14 protein-coding genes and 1 tRNA gene are annotated in these 16,142 nt (G+C 73.7%); 10 read left to right on the top strand and 5 right to left on the bottom strand.

Annotation, left to right across the window (positions count from 1 at the left end; all coding sequences use genetic code 11):
* The first annotated feature begins 86 nt into the window (after positions 1-86).
* The 8 genes from topA (at position 87) to NI25_RS17385 (ending at position 10,841) form a co-directional block, all read left to right on the top strand.
* Complete coding sequence (gene topA, locus NI25_RS17420) at positions 87-2,945, top strand: type I DNA topoisomerase (protein WP_061443331.1); 2,859 nt, start codon at positions 87-89, stop codon at positions 2,943-2,945.
* A 145-nt stretch (positions 2,946-3,090) separates the two neighbouring features.
* Positions 3,091-6,402, top strand: a complete 3,312-nt coding sequence (gene tmk, locus NI25_RS17415) for a dTMP kinase (protein WP_061443330.1) — start codon at positions 3,091-3,093, stop codon at positions 6,400-6,402.
* Between the two features lie 197 nt (positions 6,403-6,599).
* Entirely contained in the window at positions 6,600-7,805 is a 1,206-nt protein-coding gene (locus NI25_RS17410; protein WP_061443329.1) for a DNA polymerase III subunit delta', read from the top strand.
* Positions 7,806-7,914: 109 nt separating this feature from the next.
* Positions 7,915-9,534 carry an alpha/beta hydrolase gene (locus tag NI25_RS17405; protein WP_061443328.1) on the top strand — a complete coding sequence of 540 codons (1,620 nt, stop codon included), beginning with the start codon at positions 7,915-7,917 and terminating at the stop codon, positions 9,532-9,534.
* Positions 9,535-9,652: 118 nt separating this feature from the next.
* Positions 9,653-9,726 (top strand) — tRNA-Thr (locus NI25_RS17400).
* 112 nt (positions 9,727-9,838) lie between these two features.
* Positions 9,839-10,033 (top strand): hypothetical protein, encoded by a 195-nt coding sequence (locus tag NI25_RS17395; RefSeq protein ID WP_148315130.1) that lies wholly within the window; start codon positions 9,839-9,841, stop codon positions 10,031-10,033.
* Positions 10,034-10,083: 50 nt separating this feature from the next.
* A complete protein-coding gene (locus tag NI25_RS17390; protein ID WP_061443326.1) occupies positions 10,084-10,299 on the top strand; it encodes a hypothetical protein in 216 nt (71 codons plus the stop codon).
* Between the two features lie 92 nt (positions 10,300-10,391).
* Positions 10,392-10,841: a hypothetical protein gene (locus NI25_RS17385; protein WP_199560941.1), complete on the top strand. Its 450-nt coding sequence runs from the start codon at positions 10,392-10,394 to the stop codon at positions 10,839-10,841.
* An 81-nt stretch (positions 10,842-10,922) separates the two neighbouring features.
* Here the strand turns inward: NI25_RS17385 and NI25_RS17380 are convergent, their stop codons facing one another.
* On the bottom strand, positions 10,923-12,614 hold the full coding sequence (locus tag NI25_RS17380) for a bifunctional 3'-5' exonuclease/DNA polymerase (protein ID WP_061443325.1): 1,692 nt from the start codon (positions 12,612-12,614) through the stop codon (positions 10,923-10,925).
* A 50-nt stretch (positions 12,615-12,664) separates the two neighbouring features.
* Positions 12,665-13,426 carry a Clp protease N-terminal domain-containing protein gene (locus tag NI25_RS17375; protein WP_061443324.1) on the bottom strand — a complete coding sequence of 254 codons (762 nt, stop codon included), beginning with the start codon at positions 13,424-13,426 and terminating at the stop codon, positions 12,665-12,667.
* Between the two features lie 87 nt (positions 13,427-13,513).
* Between NI25_RS17375 and NI25_RS17370 the strand changes: the two genes are divergently transcribed.
* Positions 13,514-14,668 carry a DUF2786 domain-containing protein gene (locus tag NI25_RS17370; RefSeq protein ID WP_061443323.1) on the top strand — a complete coding sequence of 385 codons (1,155 nt, stop codon included), beginning with the start codon at positions 13,514-13,516 and terminating at the stop codon, positions 14,666-14,668.
* 24 nt (positions 14,669-14,692) lie between these two features.
* On the opposite strand, the gene NI25_RS17365 is transcribed toward NI25_RS17370, so the two are convergent.
* From NI25_RS17365 to rpmB, 3 genes are read right to left on the bottom strand one after another with little or no spacing between them, the layout of a single operon-like run.
* A complete protein-coding gene (locus NI25_RS17365) occupies positions 14,693-15,307 on the bottom strand; it encodes a hypothetical protein (protein ID WP_324610073.1) in 615 nt (204 codons plus the stop codon).
* 53 nt (positions 15,308-15,360) lie between these two features.
* Entirely contained in the window at positions 15,361-15,666 is a 306-nt protein-coding gene (gene rpsN, locus NI25_RS17360; protein ID WP_061443321.1) for a 30S ribosomal protein S14, read from the bottom strand.
* Positions 15,666-15,902: a 50S ribosomal protein L28 gene (gene rpmB, locus NI25_RS17355; RefSeq protein WP_061443320.1), complete on the bottom strand. Its 237-nt coding sequence runs from the start codon at positions 15,900-15,902 to the stop codon at positions 15,666-15,668. Before rpmB ends, rpsN begins: the two co-directional genes overlap by 1 nt.
* A gap of 72 nt (positions 15,903-15,974) precedes the next feature.
* Between rpmB and rpmG the strand changes: the two genes are divergently transcribed.
* Positions 15,975-16,139 carry a 50S ribosomal protein L33 gene (rpmG, locus tag NI25_RS17350; RefSeq protein WP_030801977.1) on the top strand — a complete coding sequence of 55 codons (165 nt, stop codon included), beginning with the start codon at positions 15,975-15,977 and terminating at the stop codon, positions 16,137-16,139.
* The last annotated feature ends 3 nt before the right edge of the window (positions 16,140-16,142 follow it).

Below are 16,142 nucleotides of genomic sequence, written 5' to 3'. Positions count from 1 at the left end.
CGCAGCGTCACGATCGAAACACAGAACGACCCGACCCGGGACCACGCCCTGGGAAGGCCCAGCGTCGACCGGAGAGAAGAGCGAAGTTGTCCCCGACCAGCGAGACCGCGAAGGGCGGCCGCCGACTCGTCATCGTCGAGTCGCCTGCCAAGGCGAAGACGATCAAGGGCTATCTCGGCCCTGGCTACGTCGTCGAGGCGAGCGTCGGGCACATTCGCGACCTTCCCAGCGGCGCGGCGGAGGTGCCGGAGAAGTACACCGGCGAGGTCCGCCGCCTCGGTGTGGACGTCGAACACGACTTCCAGCCCATCTACGTGGTCAACGCCGACAAGAAGTCCCAGGTCAAGAAGCTCAAGGACCTGCTGAAGGAGTCCGACGAACTCTTCCTCGCCACCGATGAGGACCGCGAGGGCGAGGCCATCGCCTGGCACCTTCAGGAAGTCCTCAAGCCGAAGATCCCGGTCAAGCGCATGGTGTTCCACGAGATCACCAAGGACGCGATCCGCGCCGCCGTCGCCAACCCGCGCGAGCTGAACCAGAAGCTCGTCGACGCCCAGGAGACCCGCCGCATCCTCGACCGCCTCTACGGCTACGAGGTCTCGCCGGTCCTGTGGAAGAAGGTCATGCCGCGCCTGTCGGCAGGCCGCGTCCAGTCCGTCGCCACCCGGCTCGTCGTCGAGCGGGAACGCGAGCGCATGGCGTTCCGCTCCGCCGAGTACTGGGACCTCACCGGCACCTTCGCCACCGGCCGCGCGGGAGACGCCTCCGACCCGTCGTCGCTGGTCGCCCGCCTCCAGACGGTCGACGGACGGCGTGTCGCGCAGGGCCGCGACTTCGACTCCCTGGGGCAGCTCAAGAGCGCGAACACGCTCCACCTGGACGAGGCGAACGCCCGCGCGCTCGCCGCCGCCCTGGAGAACACCCGCTTCGCCGTCCGCTCCGTCGAGTCCAAGCCGTACCGCCGCTCGCCGTACGCCCCGTTCCGTACGACGACGCTGCAGCAGGAGGCCTCGCGCAAGCTCGGCTTCGGCGCCAAGGCGACCATGCAGATCGCCCAGAAGCTGTACGAGAACGGCTACATCACCTACATGCGTACGGACTCCACGACCCTGAGCGACACGGCCGTCTCGGCCGCCCGCGCCCAGGTGACGCAGTTGTACGGCGCCGACTACCTGCCGCCCCAGCCGCGCACGTACGCAGGCAAGGTCAAGAACGCGCAGGAGGCGCACGAGGCGATCCGTCCCTCCGGCGACCGCTTCCGCACGCCCGCCGAGACCGGTCTGACCGGCGACCAGTTCAAGCTGTACGAGCTGATCTGGAAGCGGACCGTCGCCTCCCAGATGAAGGACGCGACCGGCAACAGCGTCACCGTGAAGATCGGCGGTGCCGCCTCCGACGGCCGGGACGTCGAGTTCAGCGCGTCCGGCAAGACCATCACCTTCCACGGCTTCCTCAAGGCCTACGTCGAGGGCGCCGACGACCCGAACGCCGAGCTGGACGACCGCGAGCGCCGCCTGCCGCAGGTCGCCGAGGGCGACGCGCTGACGGCCGAGGAGATCACGGTCGACGGCCACGCCACCAAGCCCCCGGCCCGCTACACCGAGGCGTCCCTGGTCAAGGAGCTGGAGGAGCGCGAGATCGGCCGCCCGTCGACGTACGCGTCGATCATCGGCACCATCCTGGACCGCGGCTACGTCTTCAAGAAGGGCACGGCACTCGTCCCGTCGTTCCTCTCCTTCGCCGTGGTGAACCTCCTGGAGAAGCACTTCGGGCGGCTCGTCGACTACGACTTCACCGCCAAGATGGAGGACGACCTGGACGCCATCGCCCGCGGCGAGGCCCAGGCGGTGCCGTGGCTGCGCCGCTTCTACTTCGGCGAGGGCGGCGGCGCGGGCGGCGGCGGCGCGGCCGACGCGGGCAACGGCGACGGGGACCACCTCGGCGGCCTCAAGGAGCTGGTGACCGACCTCGGCGCGATCGACGCGCGCGAGGTGTCCTCCTTCCCCGTCGGCAACGACATCAAGCTGCGCGTCGGCCGCTACGGCCCGTACGTCGAGCGCGGCGAGAAGGACTCCGAGAACCACCAGCGCGCCGACGTCCCCGAGGACCTGGCCCCCGACGAGCTGTCCGTCGAGCTGGCGGAGGAGCTGCTCGCCAAGCCGAGCGGCGACTTCGAGCTGGGCACCGACCCGGCCACCGGCCACGCCATCGTCGCCAAGGACGGCCGCTACGGCCCGTACGTCACCGAGGTGCTCCCCGAGGGCACCCCGAAGACCGGCAAGAACGCCGTGAAGCCGCGGACGGCCTCGCTGTTCAAGTCGATGTCCCTGGACACGGTGACCCTCGACGACGCCCTGAGGCTCATGTCGCTGCCGCGCGTCGTCGGCACCGACGCCGAAGGCGTGGAGATCACCGCGCAGAACGGCCGCTACGGCCCGTACCTGAAGAAGGGCACGGACTCGCGGTCCCTCCAGACCGAGGAGCAGCTCTTCGACATCACGCTGGAGGAGGCGCTGGCGATCTACGCCCAGCCCAAGCAGCGTGGCCGGGCCGCGGCCAAGCCGCCGCTGAAGGAGCTGGGCACCGACCCGGTCAGCGAGAAGCCGGTGGTGGTCAAGGACGGCCGCTTCGGCCCGTACGTCACCGACGGCGAGACCAACGCGACCCTGCGCTCCGGCGACAGCGTCGAGGAGATCACGCCCGAGCGCGGCTACGAGCTGCTGGCCGAGAAGCGCGCCAAGGGACCCGCCAAGAAGACGGCGAAGAAGGCCGTGAAGAAGACGGCCGCCAAGAAGGCCCCGGCCAAGAAGGCGGCGGCGACCAAGAAGACGGCCGCGGCGAAGACCACGGCGGCCAAGAAGACCGCCGCCAAGAGCACGGCGAAGAAGACGACCGCCAAGACGGCCGCCAAGAAGGCGACCGCGTCCAAGGCGTCGGAGGACTGAGCCCGGCTCAGGCACCCGTCTTCGCGCAGGCTCTTCGTCACACGCTCTTCGCGAAACGAACGCCCCGGCATCAATTCGGTGTCGGGGCGTGCGTACGTTCGGCCGGGCACACCGGACTGTCGGCGCCGACCGATAGGCTGAACGCATGACGCGAGCCGAGCAGCCAACGGCCCCTCACCCCGCCCCGGACGACGCCCTGGTCGCGGACTCCCGCGAGCGCGCCGTCCGTGCCCTGCTGCGCCGTCCGCAGCTGAGGCGTTTGTGGAGCGCACAGCTCGTGGGAGGTGTCGGCGACATCCTCGCCCTCCTGGTGCTGGTCCTCCTCGCGGTCCAGGCCGCGATCGGCGCGGGCTCCTTCGGCGGGGGCTACCGGGGCGTGGCGTTCGCAGTGGCGACCGTTTTCGGCGTCCGCATCCTGGCGACGCTGCTCTTCGGCGCCGTCCTGCTCGGGCCCCTGACCTCACTCACCTCGCAGGACGGCCCGCTCGACCGGCGCTGGACCATGGTCGGCGCCGACGGGCTGCGGGCCGCCCTGCTGGTCGTCGCCCCGCTGTGGATCGACTGGACGCCCGGCAACGCGCTCGCCGTCCTCCTGGTGACCGTCTTCGTCACCGGCGTCGCCGAGCGCTTCTGGACCGTGTGCCGGGAGAGCGCGGCACCCGCGCTGCTGCCCGCCCCGCCGCTGGAGGGCGCGACGGTGAGGCCGCTGCCGGACCACATGGACGCGCTGCGCCGCCTGTCGCTGCGCACGAGCTTCGTCGCGATCCCCCTCGCGGCCGCGGTCCTGGTCGTCGCCGGGCTCCTGAACAACCTGCTGGGCGCCGGCGCCGACTGGTTCGCCGGCCACCAGGCGGCGCTCGCCTCGTACGTGGCGGCCGGACTCTTCGCCGCCTCCCTGTCCGTGGTGACCTTCCTGGAGCTGCCCGCGGTGCGCACCCCGCGCGCGCGGTCGCCGCTGGAGGGCATGCGCCGCCCCAGGAGCGGCGGCAACGGTGGCGACGGCGTCGACAAGGGCCGCACCGGCGCGCTCCCGCTGCTGGTGTTCGCCTGCGCCGCGGTCGCCGCGGTGGTGGCCGCCACGGTCGCCGTGGCCGTGCTGCACGCCAAGGACCTGGGCGGCGGCCCCGTGCTGTACGGCCTGGCGGTGGGCGCGCTGACCGGCGGCGTGGTCGTCGGCATCCGCACCGCCCCCGCCGTGCTGCCCTCCCTGTCGCGCCGGCGGCTGCTCGCCCTGGCGATCGCCTTCGCCGGCGTCACCCTGCTGGCCGCCGGACTCGTCCCGGACGACACCACCGTGCTGCTGCTCCTGGCGCTGACCGGCGTCGGCGCGGGCGTCGCCGCGAACACCGGGCACGCGCTGCTCGACCAGGAGACCGAGGACCACCGCCGGGCCCGGATCACCGAGCACCTGCACGCGGTCGTCCGGGTCTACGTGGCGCTGGGCGCGGTCGTCGGACCCGTGCTGGCCGCGGCGATCGGACCGCACCGGCTGGAAAGCGGCAAGTTCGTCTTCGCCCACGGCGGCGCCGCGTTCGTCCTGATGCTGCTCGGCGCCCTGCTGCTGCCGCTGGCCGCGCTGGTACTGGCCAAGGCCGACGACCGCTCCGGCGTGCCGCTGCGGCACGACCTGCGGGACGCGCTGCTCGGCGGCGACGACCCGGTGCCGACGCCCGCGACGAACGGTTTCTTCATCGCCCTGGAGGGCGGCGACGGCGCGGGCAAGTCCACCCAGGCCGAGGCCCTCGCCGAGTGGATCCGCGGCAAGGGCCACGAGGTCGTGCTCACCCGCGAGCCGGGTGCGACCCCGGTGGGCAAGCGCCTGCGCTCCATCCTGCTGGACGTCTCCAGTGCCGGGCTGTCGCACCGCGCGGAGGCGCTGCTGTACGCCGCCGACCGCGCGGAGCACGTCGACACCGTGGTCCGGCCCGCCCTGGAGCGCGGCGCCGTGGTCGTCTCCGACCGCTACATCGACTCCTCGGTCGCCTATCAGGGCGCCGGCCGCGACCTGTCGCCGACCGAGATCGCCCGCATCAACCGCTGGGCCACCAACGGGCTCGTACCGCACCTGACCGTCCTGCTGGACGTGGCGCCGGAGGCCGCCCGCGAGCGGTTCACCGAGGCGCCGGACCGGCTGGAGTCGGAGCCCGCCGAGTTCCACGCGCGCGTGCGCTCCGGATTCCTCACCCTCGCCGCCGCCGACCCGGGGCGTTACCTGGTCGTGGACGCCGGGCAGGAGCCCGAGGCCGTCACCAGCGTCGTACGCCACCGGCTCGACCAGGTGCTGCCGCTGTCCGAGGCCGAGATCAAGGCCCGGGAGGAGGCGCGCCGCAAGGCCGAGGAGGAGGCCCGTCGCAAGGCCGAGGAAGAGGCCGCGCGCAAGGCCGAGGAGGAGCGCCTGGAGCGCGAGCGCCTCGAGGAGGAGGCGCGAGTGCGCGCCGAGGAGGAGGAGCGCAAGCGGCGCGAGCTGGAGGAGGCGCAGCGGCGCGAGGCCGAGCGGCAGGCCGAGGAGGCCAGGCAGCGGGCCGAGGAAGCACGTCGCAAGGCCGAGGAGGAGCGGGCACGGCTCCTCGCGGAGGAGAAGGCCCGCGCCGAGGAGGAGGCCCGGCTGCGGGCCGAGGAGGAGCGGCGCCGCAAGCAGGCCGAGGAGGAGGAGCGGCTGCGTGCCGAGGCCGAGGCCCGGCGCCTGGAGAAGCAGCGCAAGGCCGAGGAGGCCCTGCTGCGCGCCGAGGAGGCACGCCGGGCGGCGGAGCAGGCGGCGGCAGCGGCTGCGGCCGGGCCCAGGCCGGCGGCCCCCGCGGCGGCGGACGCACCCCGCCCGAAGCCGGCGGCCTCGGCGCCCTCCGACGCGGCGACCGTGCCGACCCCGGTCGTCACCCCGGCCAACGCCTCCGGCGGACCGGTGGAGGACACGGCCGTACTGCGCCCGGTGCGGGACACGCCGGACGAGGACCGGGCCGACGACGCCGAGGACGGTGCCCGCCCCAGGCCCGACGACGGCGGCCGGACGTCCGGCGAGTCCGAGTCCGAGGTGACGACCGAGCTGCCCAGGCCGCAGGTGCCGTCCGGCGCGGCGGACGAGACGGCGGTGCTGCCGGCGGTAGAGCCGCGGGACGCCGACGAGACGGCGGTCCTGCCGCCCGTGACGCCGCCGGGTGCCGCCGACGAGACGGCCGTACTGCCGCCCGTGCGCGGGGACGACCCCGCCGACCGGGTCCCGCCGGGCTTCTTCCGCGAGGAGGGTCCCGCAGAGGAGGCCCAGGACCGCACGCGCGAGCTGCCCCGGATCGACCCCGACCAGGCACCGCCACGCAGGCGCCGCTCCGACTGGGCCGAGGAGACGCCGCTGGACGACCTGCCGACGCTGGCGGACGAACTGCTCGGGCCGCACGACGAGGACGAGGCAGGCCGGGACGACGACGGCCGCGGCGGCCGGGGCAGGGGCCGGGGACGGCGCTGAGCACGTGAGTACCTGAGCATCTGCGTACCGGGGCGTCCGGGGCCCGCGCCCCGGGCGTCCCGCCGCGTTGCCGGTGCCGCCCCGCACGGTTGTCGGTGCCGCCCCGCACAATGGAGGGCGCGCCGCGGAACAGCGAGGCGTATCAGCGTGGCGGCCCGGTGCGGCCGGCTCAGTGCGACGGAAGGACGGCGTGACCCATGACCGTGTGGGACGACCTCGTCGGGCAGGAGAAGGTGTGCGAGCCGCTCGTCGCCGCCGCCCGGGATGCCGACGCCTTCGTCACCGCCGCCGCGGCCGACGGCCCCCTCCCGCAGGCGACGAGCATGACGCACGCCTGGCTGTTCACGGGCCCGCCCGGTTCCGGCGTGACCCAGGCGGCGCGGGCCTTCGCCGCCGCGTTGCAGTGCGTGAGCCCCGACCGCGCCCTCGGCGGCGTCCCCGGCTGCGGCTTCTGCGACGGGTGTCACACGGCGCTGGTCGGCACCCACGCGGACGTCAGCACCGTGGTCGCCATGGGCGCCGAGATCCTGGCCAAGGACATGCGGGACACCGTCCGCAAGTCGTTCACCTCGCCCGCGAACGGCCGCTGGCAGATCATCCTCGTCGAGGAGGCCGAGCGGCTCAACGAGAAGTCGGCCAACGCCGTCCTGAAGGCCGTGGAGGAACCGGCCCCGCGCACCGTCTGGCTGCTGTGCGCCCCCTCCGTCGAGGACGTCCTGCCCACGATCCGCTCCCGCTGTCGCCACCTGAACCTGCGCACGCCGTCGGTCCAGGCCGTCGCCGACATGCTCGTACGGCGCGAGGGCATCGAGCCGGACGTCGCCGCCGCGGCGGCCCGCGCCACCCAGGGCCACATCGACCGTGCCCGCCGGCTGGCCACGGACCAGGCCGCCCGGGCCCGCCGGGAGGCCGTGCTGAAGCTGCCCCTGCGGGTCGAGGACGTCGGCGGGGCCCTCAAGGCGGCCCAGGAGCTGGTCGACGCCGCGGCGGAGGACGCCAAGCAGCTCGCCGAGGAGATGGACACCAAGGAGACCGAGGAACTGAAGGCAGCGCTCGGAGCGGCCCAGGGCGGCCGGCTGCCCCGCGGCACGGCCGGCGTGATGAAGGAACTGGAGGCCGACCAGAAGCGCCGCAAGGCACGTACCCAGCGCAACAGCCTCGATCTGGCCCTGAGCGAGCTGACCGGCTTCTACCGCGACGTTCTGGCGCTCCAGCTCGGCTCCCGCGTGGCGATCGCCAACGCCGACGCGGAGGACTCCCTGGAGCGGCTCGCCCGTGGCAGCACGCCCGAGTCCACGCTGCGCCGCATCGAGGCGATCGCGGCCTGCGGCGAGGCCCTCGACCGCAATGTGCCCCCGCTGCTGGCGGTGGAGGCGATGACGATGGCCCTCAGGGCAGGCTGAGCACGCGCCCTCGCTCCGCGGAAGGCATCGGGCGTTGACGCCGTAGCCCGTACGAGGCACGCGAAGCACGCACCGCGATGGGACGGTCGCGGAGCGTTACGCTCGACGGATGCACACAAGGCGCACTCACCGCAGGACCCGCACCGGCAGCACCCGTTTCCGAGCAGCGCTGCTCGCCGCCGCGCTGCTCGCCACCGCCTGCTCGGCCGGGGGCGCGTCGACGTCCGCCGGATCCCCCGCGGCGGAGGCGGCGGGCTCGACGGAAGCGGCCACGGCGACCCTGACCCCGCTGCCGAAGAGCACGCCCTCCGAGCTGGCTCCGTACTACGAGCAGAAGCTCGGCTGGCGCGACTGCGGCGTCCCCGGCTTCCAGTGCGCCACCATGAAGGCACCGCTCGACTACGCCAAGCCCACCGAGGGCGACGTCCGGCTCGCGGTGGCCCGCAAGAAGGCCACGGGACCCGGCAAGCGGATCGGCTCGCTGCTGGTCAACCCGGGCGGACCGGGCGGCTCGGCGATCGGCTACCTCCAGCAGTACGCGGGCATCGGCTACCCGGCGAAGGTCCGCGCCCAGTACGACATGGTCGCGGTCGACCCCCGCGGGGTGGCCCGCAGCGAGCCCGTCGAGTGCCTCGACGGCCGCGAGATGGACGCGTACACGCGGACCGACGTCACGCCCGACGACGCGGGCGAGACGGAGGAGCTGGTCGACGCCTACAAGAAGTTCGCCGAGGGCTGCGGAGCGGACGCGCCGAAGCTGCTGCGCCACGTCTCGACGGTCGAGGCGGCGCGGGACATGGACGTCCTGCGCGCGGTGCTGGGCGACGAGAAGCTGAACTACGTCGGAGCCTCGTACGGCACGTTCCTCGGCGCGACCTACGCCGGCCTGTTCCCGGACCGGGCGGGCCGCCTGGTCCTGGACGGCGCGATGGACCCTTCCCTGCCCGCGCGCCGCCTGAACCTGGAGCAGACGGCGGGCTTCGAGACGGCGTTCCAGTCCTTCGCGAAGGACTGCGTGAAGCAGCCGGACTGCCCACTCGGCGACAAGGACACCACCCCCGACCAGGTCGGCAAGAACCTCACGTCCTTCTTCGACGACCTGGACGCGAAGCCCCTTCCCGCCGGCGACGCCGACGGCCGCAAGCTCACGGAGTCCCTCGCCACCACCGGCGTGATCGCCGCGATGTACGACGAGGGCGCCTGGCAGCAGCTGCGCGAGTCCCTCACCTCGGCGATCAAGGAGAAGGACGGCGCGGGCCTGCTGATCCTCTCCGACAGCTACTACGAGCGCGAGTCCGACGGCGGCTACAGCAACCTGATGTTCGCCAACGCCGCCGTGAACTGCCTCGACCTCCCCGCCGCCTTCTCCTCCCCGGACGAGGTGCGCAAGGCCCTCCCCGAGTTCGAGAAGGCCTCCCCGGTCTTCGGCGAGGGCCTCGCCTGGTCCTCCCTGAACTGCGCGTACTGGCCGGTGCGGCCCACGGGCGAGCCGCACCGCATCAAGGCGGCGGGCGCCACCCCGATCGTCGTCGTCGGCACCACCCGCGACCCGGCCACCCCCTACCGCTGGGCCGAGGCCCTGGCCGACCAGCTCTCCTCCGGCCGCCTCCTCACCTACGAGGGCGACGGCCACACCGCCTACGGCCGCGGCAGCGCCTGCATCGACTCCGCGATCAACACGTACCTGCTGACCGGAACGGCCCCGAAGGACGGCAAGCGCTGCTCCTGACGACGCCGGAATCCCTCGTACCGGCCGCGGCGCCCGAGCGTCCGGGGCCGGTACGAAGCACCCCTGGAAACTGTGTAGACTTACCGACGTTGCTGATCGCACCATGGGTGCACGGCGCGCCGCCTTAGCTCAGATGGCCAGAGCAACGCACTCGTAATGCGTAGGTCTCGGGTTCGAATCCCGAAGGCGGCTCAGAGAAGGGCCGGGTCGGATGTTTCCGACCCGGCCCTTTTGCGTCCCGGGAGGGGTCCTCCTCGCCGTTACGGAAAGGGCGCCGCCCAGTTCGGCGGTCGTGTGCGTCCGCTTGCCCGTCACGTCCTACGCCCGTATCCACTGGCAGAACCTGGCCAACTTCGGTGTGCTGCCGCTCGCGTTCGAACAGGTGGACGACTACGACCGCTTCGACGCCGGCGACCGGCTACGGCTGCCGGAGGAACGATCGCTGCCCTCGCCCGCGAGGAGCGGCAGTGCCCCGGAGAATGACCCGCCGTCGCCCTGAACGGTGGACCGTGCCTGCATGGGCCGCCCGGCGAGGGGCACACCGTAGGCATGGAAGAGGCGCCTGTGATCGTGCAGCCGCCGAGCCCCGACGGTGGCAGGCGGGTCACGATCCGCGGTGAGTACGCGGGCATCGCGTACCACCTGCTCGACGTGGTCGAGTTCCTGCGGCGAGCGGGCCTGCCCGAGTCCGACACGACGCTCGACGACCCCGGGCTGATCGAGTGGCGGGGCGGCGGGCCGGAGGACTGGACGGCGGACGGGTAACGCCCCGCGCCCGGTAGCCGTCCGGACGAGCGGGTCGTGTTACGTCCTTGTGCCACCACCCCGGTTCCCGGGAAGGGAAGGGAGGCAGTGACGTGGCGCGGGTCCTCGTGAGGGACGGCGACCTCGTGGTGCGCCTCTCCTGGCGGGAGAGGGCCGCAGCGCGCCGCGGGACCGTGCGCGTGCCGCTGACGGCCGTACGCCGGGTGACGGTGGAGTCCGACTGGTGGCGTGCCCTGCGCGGAGTGGCTCTGCACGGCGTCTGGATTCCCGGCGTGCTGAGCGCCGGCACGCGGGGGCACGTCGGCGGGCAGGACTTCGTGGCGCTGCGGCCCGGCAGACCCGTGGTGTGCGTGGAACTGCGGTCCACGGCTCCTTTCGGGTTCCTGGCCGTCTCGGTCCCGGGCGACGCGCAGGCCGCGGCGGAAGGGCTGCGGCGTTCCGCACCGGACATCGACTCGTCCACCGCCTGGCGGCAGCCTCTTCCCGTCGCCGAGGAGACGGCGAATTCCTGGCGGGAGCTGGACATGTACCGGAAGCGCTGAGGGAGCGGCATCGCGCTGACGCTCCGCCGCGTCCCGCGTCCCTGTCCCCGCGGTCGGGTTCCCGGCCGGCGCCGCGGCCCCTCACTTCGCGTCCGCGTAGCACTCCACCACCGCCGTGGTGAACGGGAACCGCACCGGCGTCGCCCCGAACGTCAGCCGCCCCGCCAGCTCCGCCGCGTCCCGGATCGCCGCGACGACGGTGTCGGCCTCCTCCTCGGGACAGTGCACGATCACCTCGTCGTGCTGGAAGAAGACCAGCTCGGCCGCCATGTCCGCGCAGGTCCGGCGCAGCGCGGCGAGCAGCAGCAGGGCCCAGTCGGCCGCGCTTCCCTGGACGACGAAGTTGCGGGCGAAGCGGCCCCGGGCGCGGGCGTTGGTGGACGCGTACCCCGGCACCCACTCCTGCGGGCGGCCCGCGGTGTCGGCGGGGTCGTCCTGGGGCAGGCCCGCCTCCTCGACGCCGTCGGCCGCGCCGGCCGCGGGCGGGCAGGTGCGGCCCAGCCAGGTGCGCACCAGCCGGCCCTCCTCGCCCGCGCGGGCCGCGTCGTCGACGTAGGCCACCGCCCTGGGGAAGCGCCGTCGGAGCGTGGCGAGGTTCTTGAGGCCGTCGCCGGAGGTCTGGCCGTAGACGGCGCCGAGCACGGCGAGCTTGGCGTGGGCGCGGTCGCCGGAGAAGGCGCGGTCGGAGACGGACTGGTAGAGGTCGGTCTCCCGGCCGGCCACCTCCATCAGGCCGGGGTCGCGGGAGATCGCCGCCAGCACGCGCGGCTCCATCTGGTCGGCGTCGGCGACGACCAGCCGCCAGCCCGGGTCGGCGACGACGGCGCGCCGGATCACCTTGGGGATCTGCAGCCCGCCCCCGCCGTTGGTCACCCAGCGTCCGGTGACGGTGCCGCCGGCCAGGAACTCGGGGCGGAACCGCCCGTCGCGCACCCAGTCCTGGAGCCAGGACCAGCCGTGGGCGACCCAGATGCGGTACAGCTTCTTGTACTCGATCAGCGGCTTCACGGCCGGGTGGTCCACCGACTCCAGCTCCCAGCGGCGGGTGGAGCCGACCTTCACGCCCGCCTGCGCGAACGCCCTGACCACGTCCGCGGGCAGGTCGGGCCGCACCCGGCGGCCGAACGCCGCCGACACCTCCTCGGCCAGCTCGGCCAGGCGGCGCGGCTCACCCCCGCCCGCGTACCGCTCGCCCAGCAGGTCGTGCAGCACCTCGCGGTGCACGTCGGCGCGCCAGGGCAGCCCCGCGTGGTTCAGCTCGGCGGCCACCAGCATCCCCGCCGACTCGGCGGCCGTCAGCAGCCGCATCCGGTCGGGGTGCTCGCAGCGCTCGTGCCGGCGCTGCTGCTCGGCGTAGACGGCGAGCAGATCGGTGAGGGGGAGGTGGACGGCCTGGGGTTCGAACAACGACGACTGCGCGCCCGGCTCGGCGGAGCGCTGCGGCGGGTCGGGCGGCACGGGTCCGCCGCGCAGCCGGGCCAGGGCGGCCGCGGCCGAGCGCGGCTCCCCGTACCGCCCCTCGTGGCCGAGCAGGAGGGTCTCGGCGGCCTCCACGTCGTAGCACCGCTCCGCTCGCACCCCCGTGGCGAGCAGGCGCGGCGCGATCTCGGCGGTGGACCGCCACACCCAGCGTGTGACCTCCGGTCTGGCCCGTACGGCCTCGGCGAGATCGCGCTCGCGCCGCACCGGCCCGGCGGGCAGCCCGTCGGGGCCGAGGGGCGCGACGTCCACGCCACCGCCCTCGGCCACCGCGAGTGCCCACCTCTCGGCCATGACGCGAGTGTCGCACCGGGGTCTGACAACGGCCCCGGAGCGGCCGGCGCTCAGTCCTCCGGGCCCCCCGTTCCGCCCTCCCCGCCCTGCTTGGTCACCTCGATGAACTGCGCCAGCGCCTCGGTGACGAAGCGCTCGGTGGCCTCCTTGGTGAGGCCGAGCCCGCTGAGCACGCCCTCGCCGTCCTCGTGCTCCAGCAGGGCGAGCAGGATGTGCTCGGTGCCGACGTAGTTGTGGCCGAGGCGCAGGGCCTCGCGGAAGGTGAGTTCGAGGACCTTCTTGGCGGCGGGCCCGTAGGGCACCAGCTCCGGGACCTCGGCGGCGGCGGGCGGGAGGGCGGCGAGCGCCGCCTCGCGGACGGCGTCGAGGGTGACGCCCTGCGCGGCGATCGCCTTGGCGGACAGGCTCTCGTGCTGCGTGAGCAGGCCGAGGACGAGGTGCTCGGGCAGGCCCTCGGCGCTGCCTGCGGTCTTGGCCGCGTTGTGGGCGGCCATCACGGCCTCGCGCGCGCGGGTCGTGTAGCGGCTGAAGCCCTGGCTCGCGTCCAGGTCGGCGGACTCCTTGGGCACGAAGCGCTTCTGCGCCGCCTGCCGGGTGACGCCCATGCTCCTGCCGATGTCCGTCCAGGACGCGCCTGAACGCCGGGCCTGGTCCACGAAGTGGCCGATGAGGTGGTCGGCCACCTCACCCAGGTGCTCGCCCGCGATGACGGCGTCCTGGAGTTGTTCCAGGGGTTCCTGGTGCACCTTCTTGATCGCGGTGATGAGTTCGTCGAGGCGTACGGATGACGTGATGCTCGGGTCGGTCGTCATGTGTCAACCGTAGGTTGCACCCTTCCTGACTGTCAACCGATGGTTGACAGTCTGCTTCCGGTGCGGCGGTCGTGGCACCATCGCCGGGTGAGTACGCCCCGCACCGTCGACCGTGCCTTCGAGACCGCCCTGTACGACACGGGCGACGACGCCCTCGACACGGCGGCCTCCCTGCTCGCGGCCGATCCGGCGGCGGATGCCGAACTCCTCGTCCGGGGCGAGGAGTTCGTGGCCGCGGCCTGGCGGCGGGGCTGGCAGCCGGCCGACCTCGTCCGGATCGTGCGGCGCGAACTCGACGACGTGCACGTGCGGATGGTGGCCGTGCTGATCCGCGCCCAGGCGCCGCACGACCGCCCGCGCGGACCCCGCTGGGCCGCCCAGCTCGACGCCGTACCGGATCAGGCGCCGCCCCGCACCGATCGCTTCTCCCGTGCCACGGACGTACTGCGGCTGTACCGCCTGCTGCTGCGGCTGCCCGCGCTGGAGCCGCTGGAAGACGCGGTGGGCGCACCACGTCGTGAGGCCCGGCCCGAATCGCGCGCCCTCGCCCGCATCCGCGCGCTGCTCGCCAAGGCGGAGGCGACCGGGTATCCCGAGGAGGCCGAGGCGCTGAGCGCCAAGGCGCAGGAGCTGATGGCCCGGCACAGCGTCGACGAGGCGCTGCTGTCCGCGCGGGCCCAGGGGGCCGCCGCCGCGCCCGACACCCCGGGGGCGTGCCGGATCGGGGTGGAGCCGCCCTACGAGCAGGCCAAGGCGGTGCTGCTGGACGCGGTGGCCGACGCCAACCACTGCGGGGCCGTGTGGAACGAGCCCTTCGGCTTTTCCACCGTCGTCGGTTTCGAGGCCGACCTGGAGGCGGTCGAACTCCTTTACACCTCACTGCTGGTGCAGGCCGAGACCGCGATGACGAAGGCGGAGGCCGGGCAGCGGGCCGGCGGGCGCAAGCGCACCAAGACCTTCCGGCAGTCGTTCCTCGCCGCCTACGCCCACCGCGCGGGCACCCGGTTGCGGGCCGCGGCCGAGGCGGCCACGGCCGAATCCGCCACGACCGGTGCGGCGGCGGACGCGGACCTCCTGCCGGTGCTCGCCTCCCGGGAGGTGGCGGTCACCGAGCGGCTGGAGCGCCTGTTCCCGGAGACGACCACGACCCGCCTGCGCGGCGTCTCGGACGCGGCGGGCTGGACGGAGGGCACCCGCGCGGCCGACGACGCCCACGTCGAACGCCGCCGGCCGTTGCGGTAGTCCGCCGCAAGAGGAGGGACCGGTTCAGGAGCCGAGGCCCTCGGTCGGCAGTCCGGGCGGCATCGATCCGCCCTCGGACCTGGTGTACGTCTCCTCGCCGACGCCGCCCTCCCAGGTCACCTTGAGCGAGGTGTCGTCGACCGACTCGACCGTGCCGGTCGTCCGGTCGTCGCCGCCCGTGCACTTCAGGCGGATCGTGCGGGTGCCGGAGGCCTCGGCGGCGGTGCCGCTGCAGACGGTCCCGCCGGTGGCGAAGAGGGCGGCCTTGTCGCCGGTCACCATCAGCGCGACCGCCTGGCCGTCGGAGGTCGCCAGCCAGCTGCCCTCCAGCTCGCCGGCGGCACCCGCCGACGGCGACCCGCCGCCGGAACCGCCGGTCTCCGCGCTCGCGGAGGCGCCGGGCGCCGCGGACGACTCGTCACCCCCGCCGCCGGAACCACCGTCCGAGCCGCCGTCGGAGCAGGCGGTCAGCGCCAGCGCGCCCACCAGCCCGACGGCCACGGCCGCGGCCCGCACGGAGCGCCGCCCCGAGCGCCGGCGTGATCCCGGGGCCGGGGCGGGGACGCCCGGGGCCCCGCCCCCGGCCGTACGCGTCGCGTGCGCCGTGCTCGCCGTACTGTCCGCAGTCACCCGTGTCACCGCAAGCTCCTAGCTGTCGACGGACGGCCGTTCGGCCCCAAGACAGCCGCAAGCTACCAGGACGACTTGCGGACCCCGGGCAGATGTCCGGCGTGCGCCTGCTCGCGTAGATTCACCCGGGAGAGCCCGAAGACCCGGAAGTACCCGCGCGGACGCCCGTCGACCTGATCGCGGTTGCGCACCCGCGTGGGGCTCGCGTCGCGCGGCTGCCTGCGCAGTTCCCGCTGGGCGGCGAGCCGCTCGGCCTCCGTCGACGAGGGGCGGCGGACGATCTCCTTCAGCTCGGCCCGGCGTGCCGCGTACCGCGCGACGATCTCCCGCCGCTGCTCGTTCTTCGCGATCTTGCTCTTCTTCGCCATCAGATCCTCACTCCCCGGGCACGGATGCGCGCGACCGCCGCCTCGACGCCGATGGAGTCGACCGTCCTGATCCCCTTCGTGCTCAGCCGCAGCCGCACGTGCCGGCGCTCGCTCGGCAGCCAGTAGCGCTTGGTCTGGACGTTGGGGTCGAAGCGGCGCGAGGTGCGCCGGTGGGAGTGGGAGACGCGGTTGCCGAAACCGGGCTTGGTCCCGGTCAGCATGCAGTGGGCGGACACGGTGACGTACCTCTCCTCCGGGCCGGAAGGACCCTAGCTGTTAATGGAATTCATTTTCAGTAAGATAGCAGCATGGCACGCAACGAACTCCGTCCGGTCATCAAGCTCCGGTCCACCGCCGGGACCGGCTACACCTACGTCACCCGCAAGAACCGCCGCAACGACCCGGACCGGCTGGTCCTGCGCAAATACGACCCGGTGGCCGGCCGGCACGTCGACTTCCGAGAGGAGCGCTGAGGC

Origin of the sequence: Streptomyces sp. CCM_MD2014, from assembly GCF_000772045.1 — a bacterium.
Classification (GTDB): Bacteria; Actinomycetota; Actinomycetes; order Streptomycetales; family Streptomycetaceae; genus Streptomyces; species Streptomyces salinarius.
This window is presented reverse-complemented; position numbering and strand designations above follow the sequence as displayed.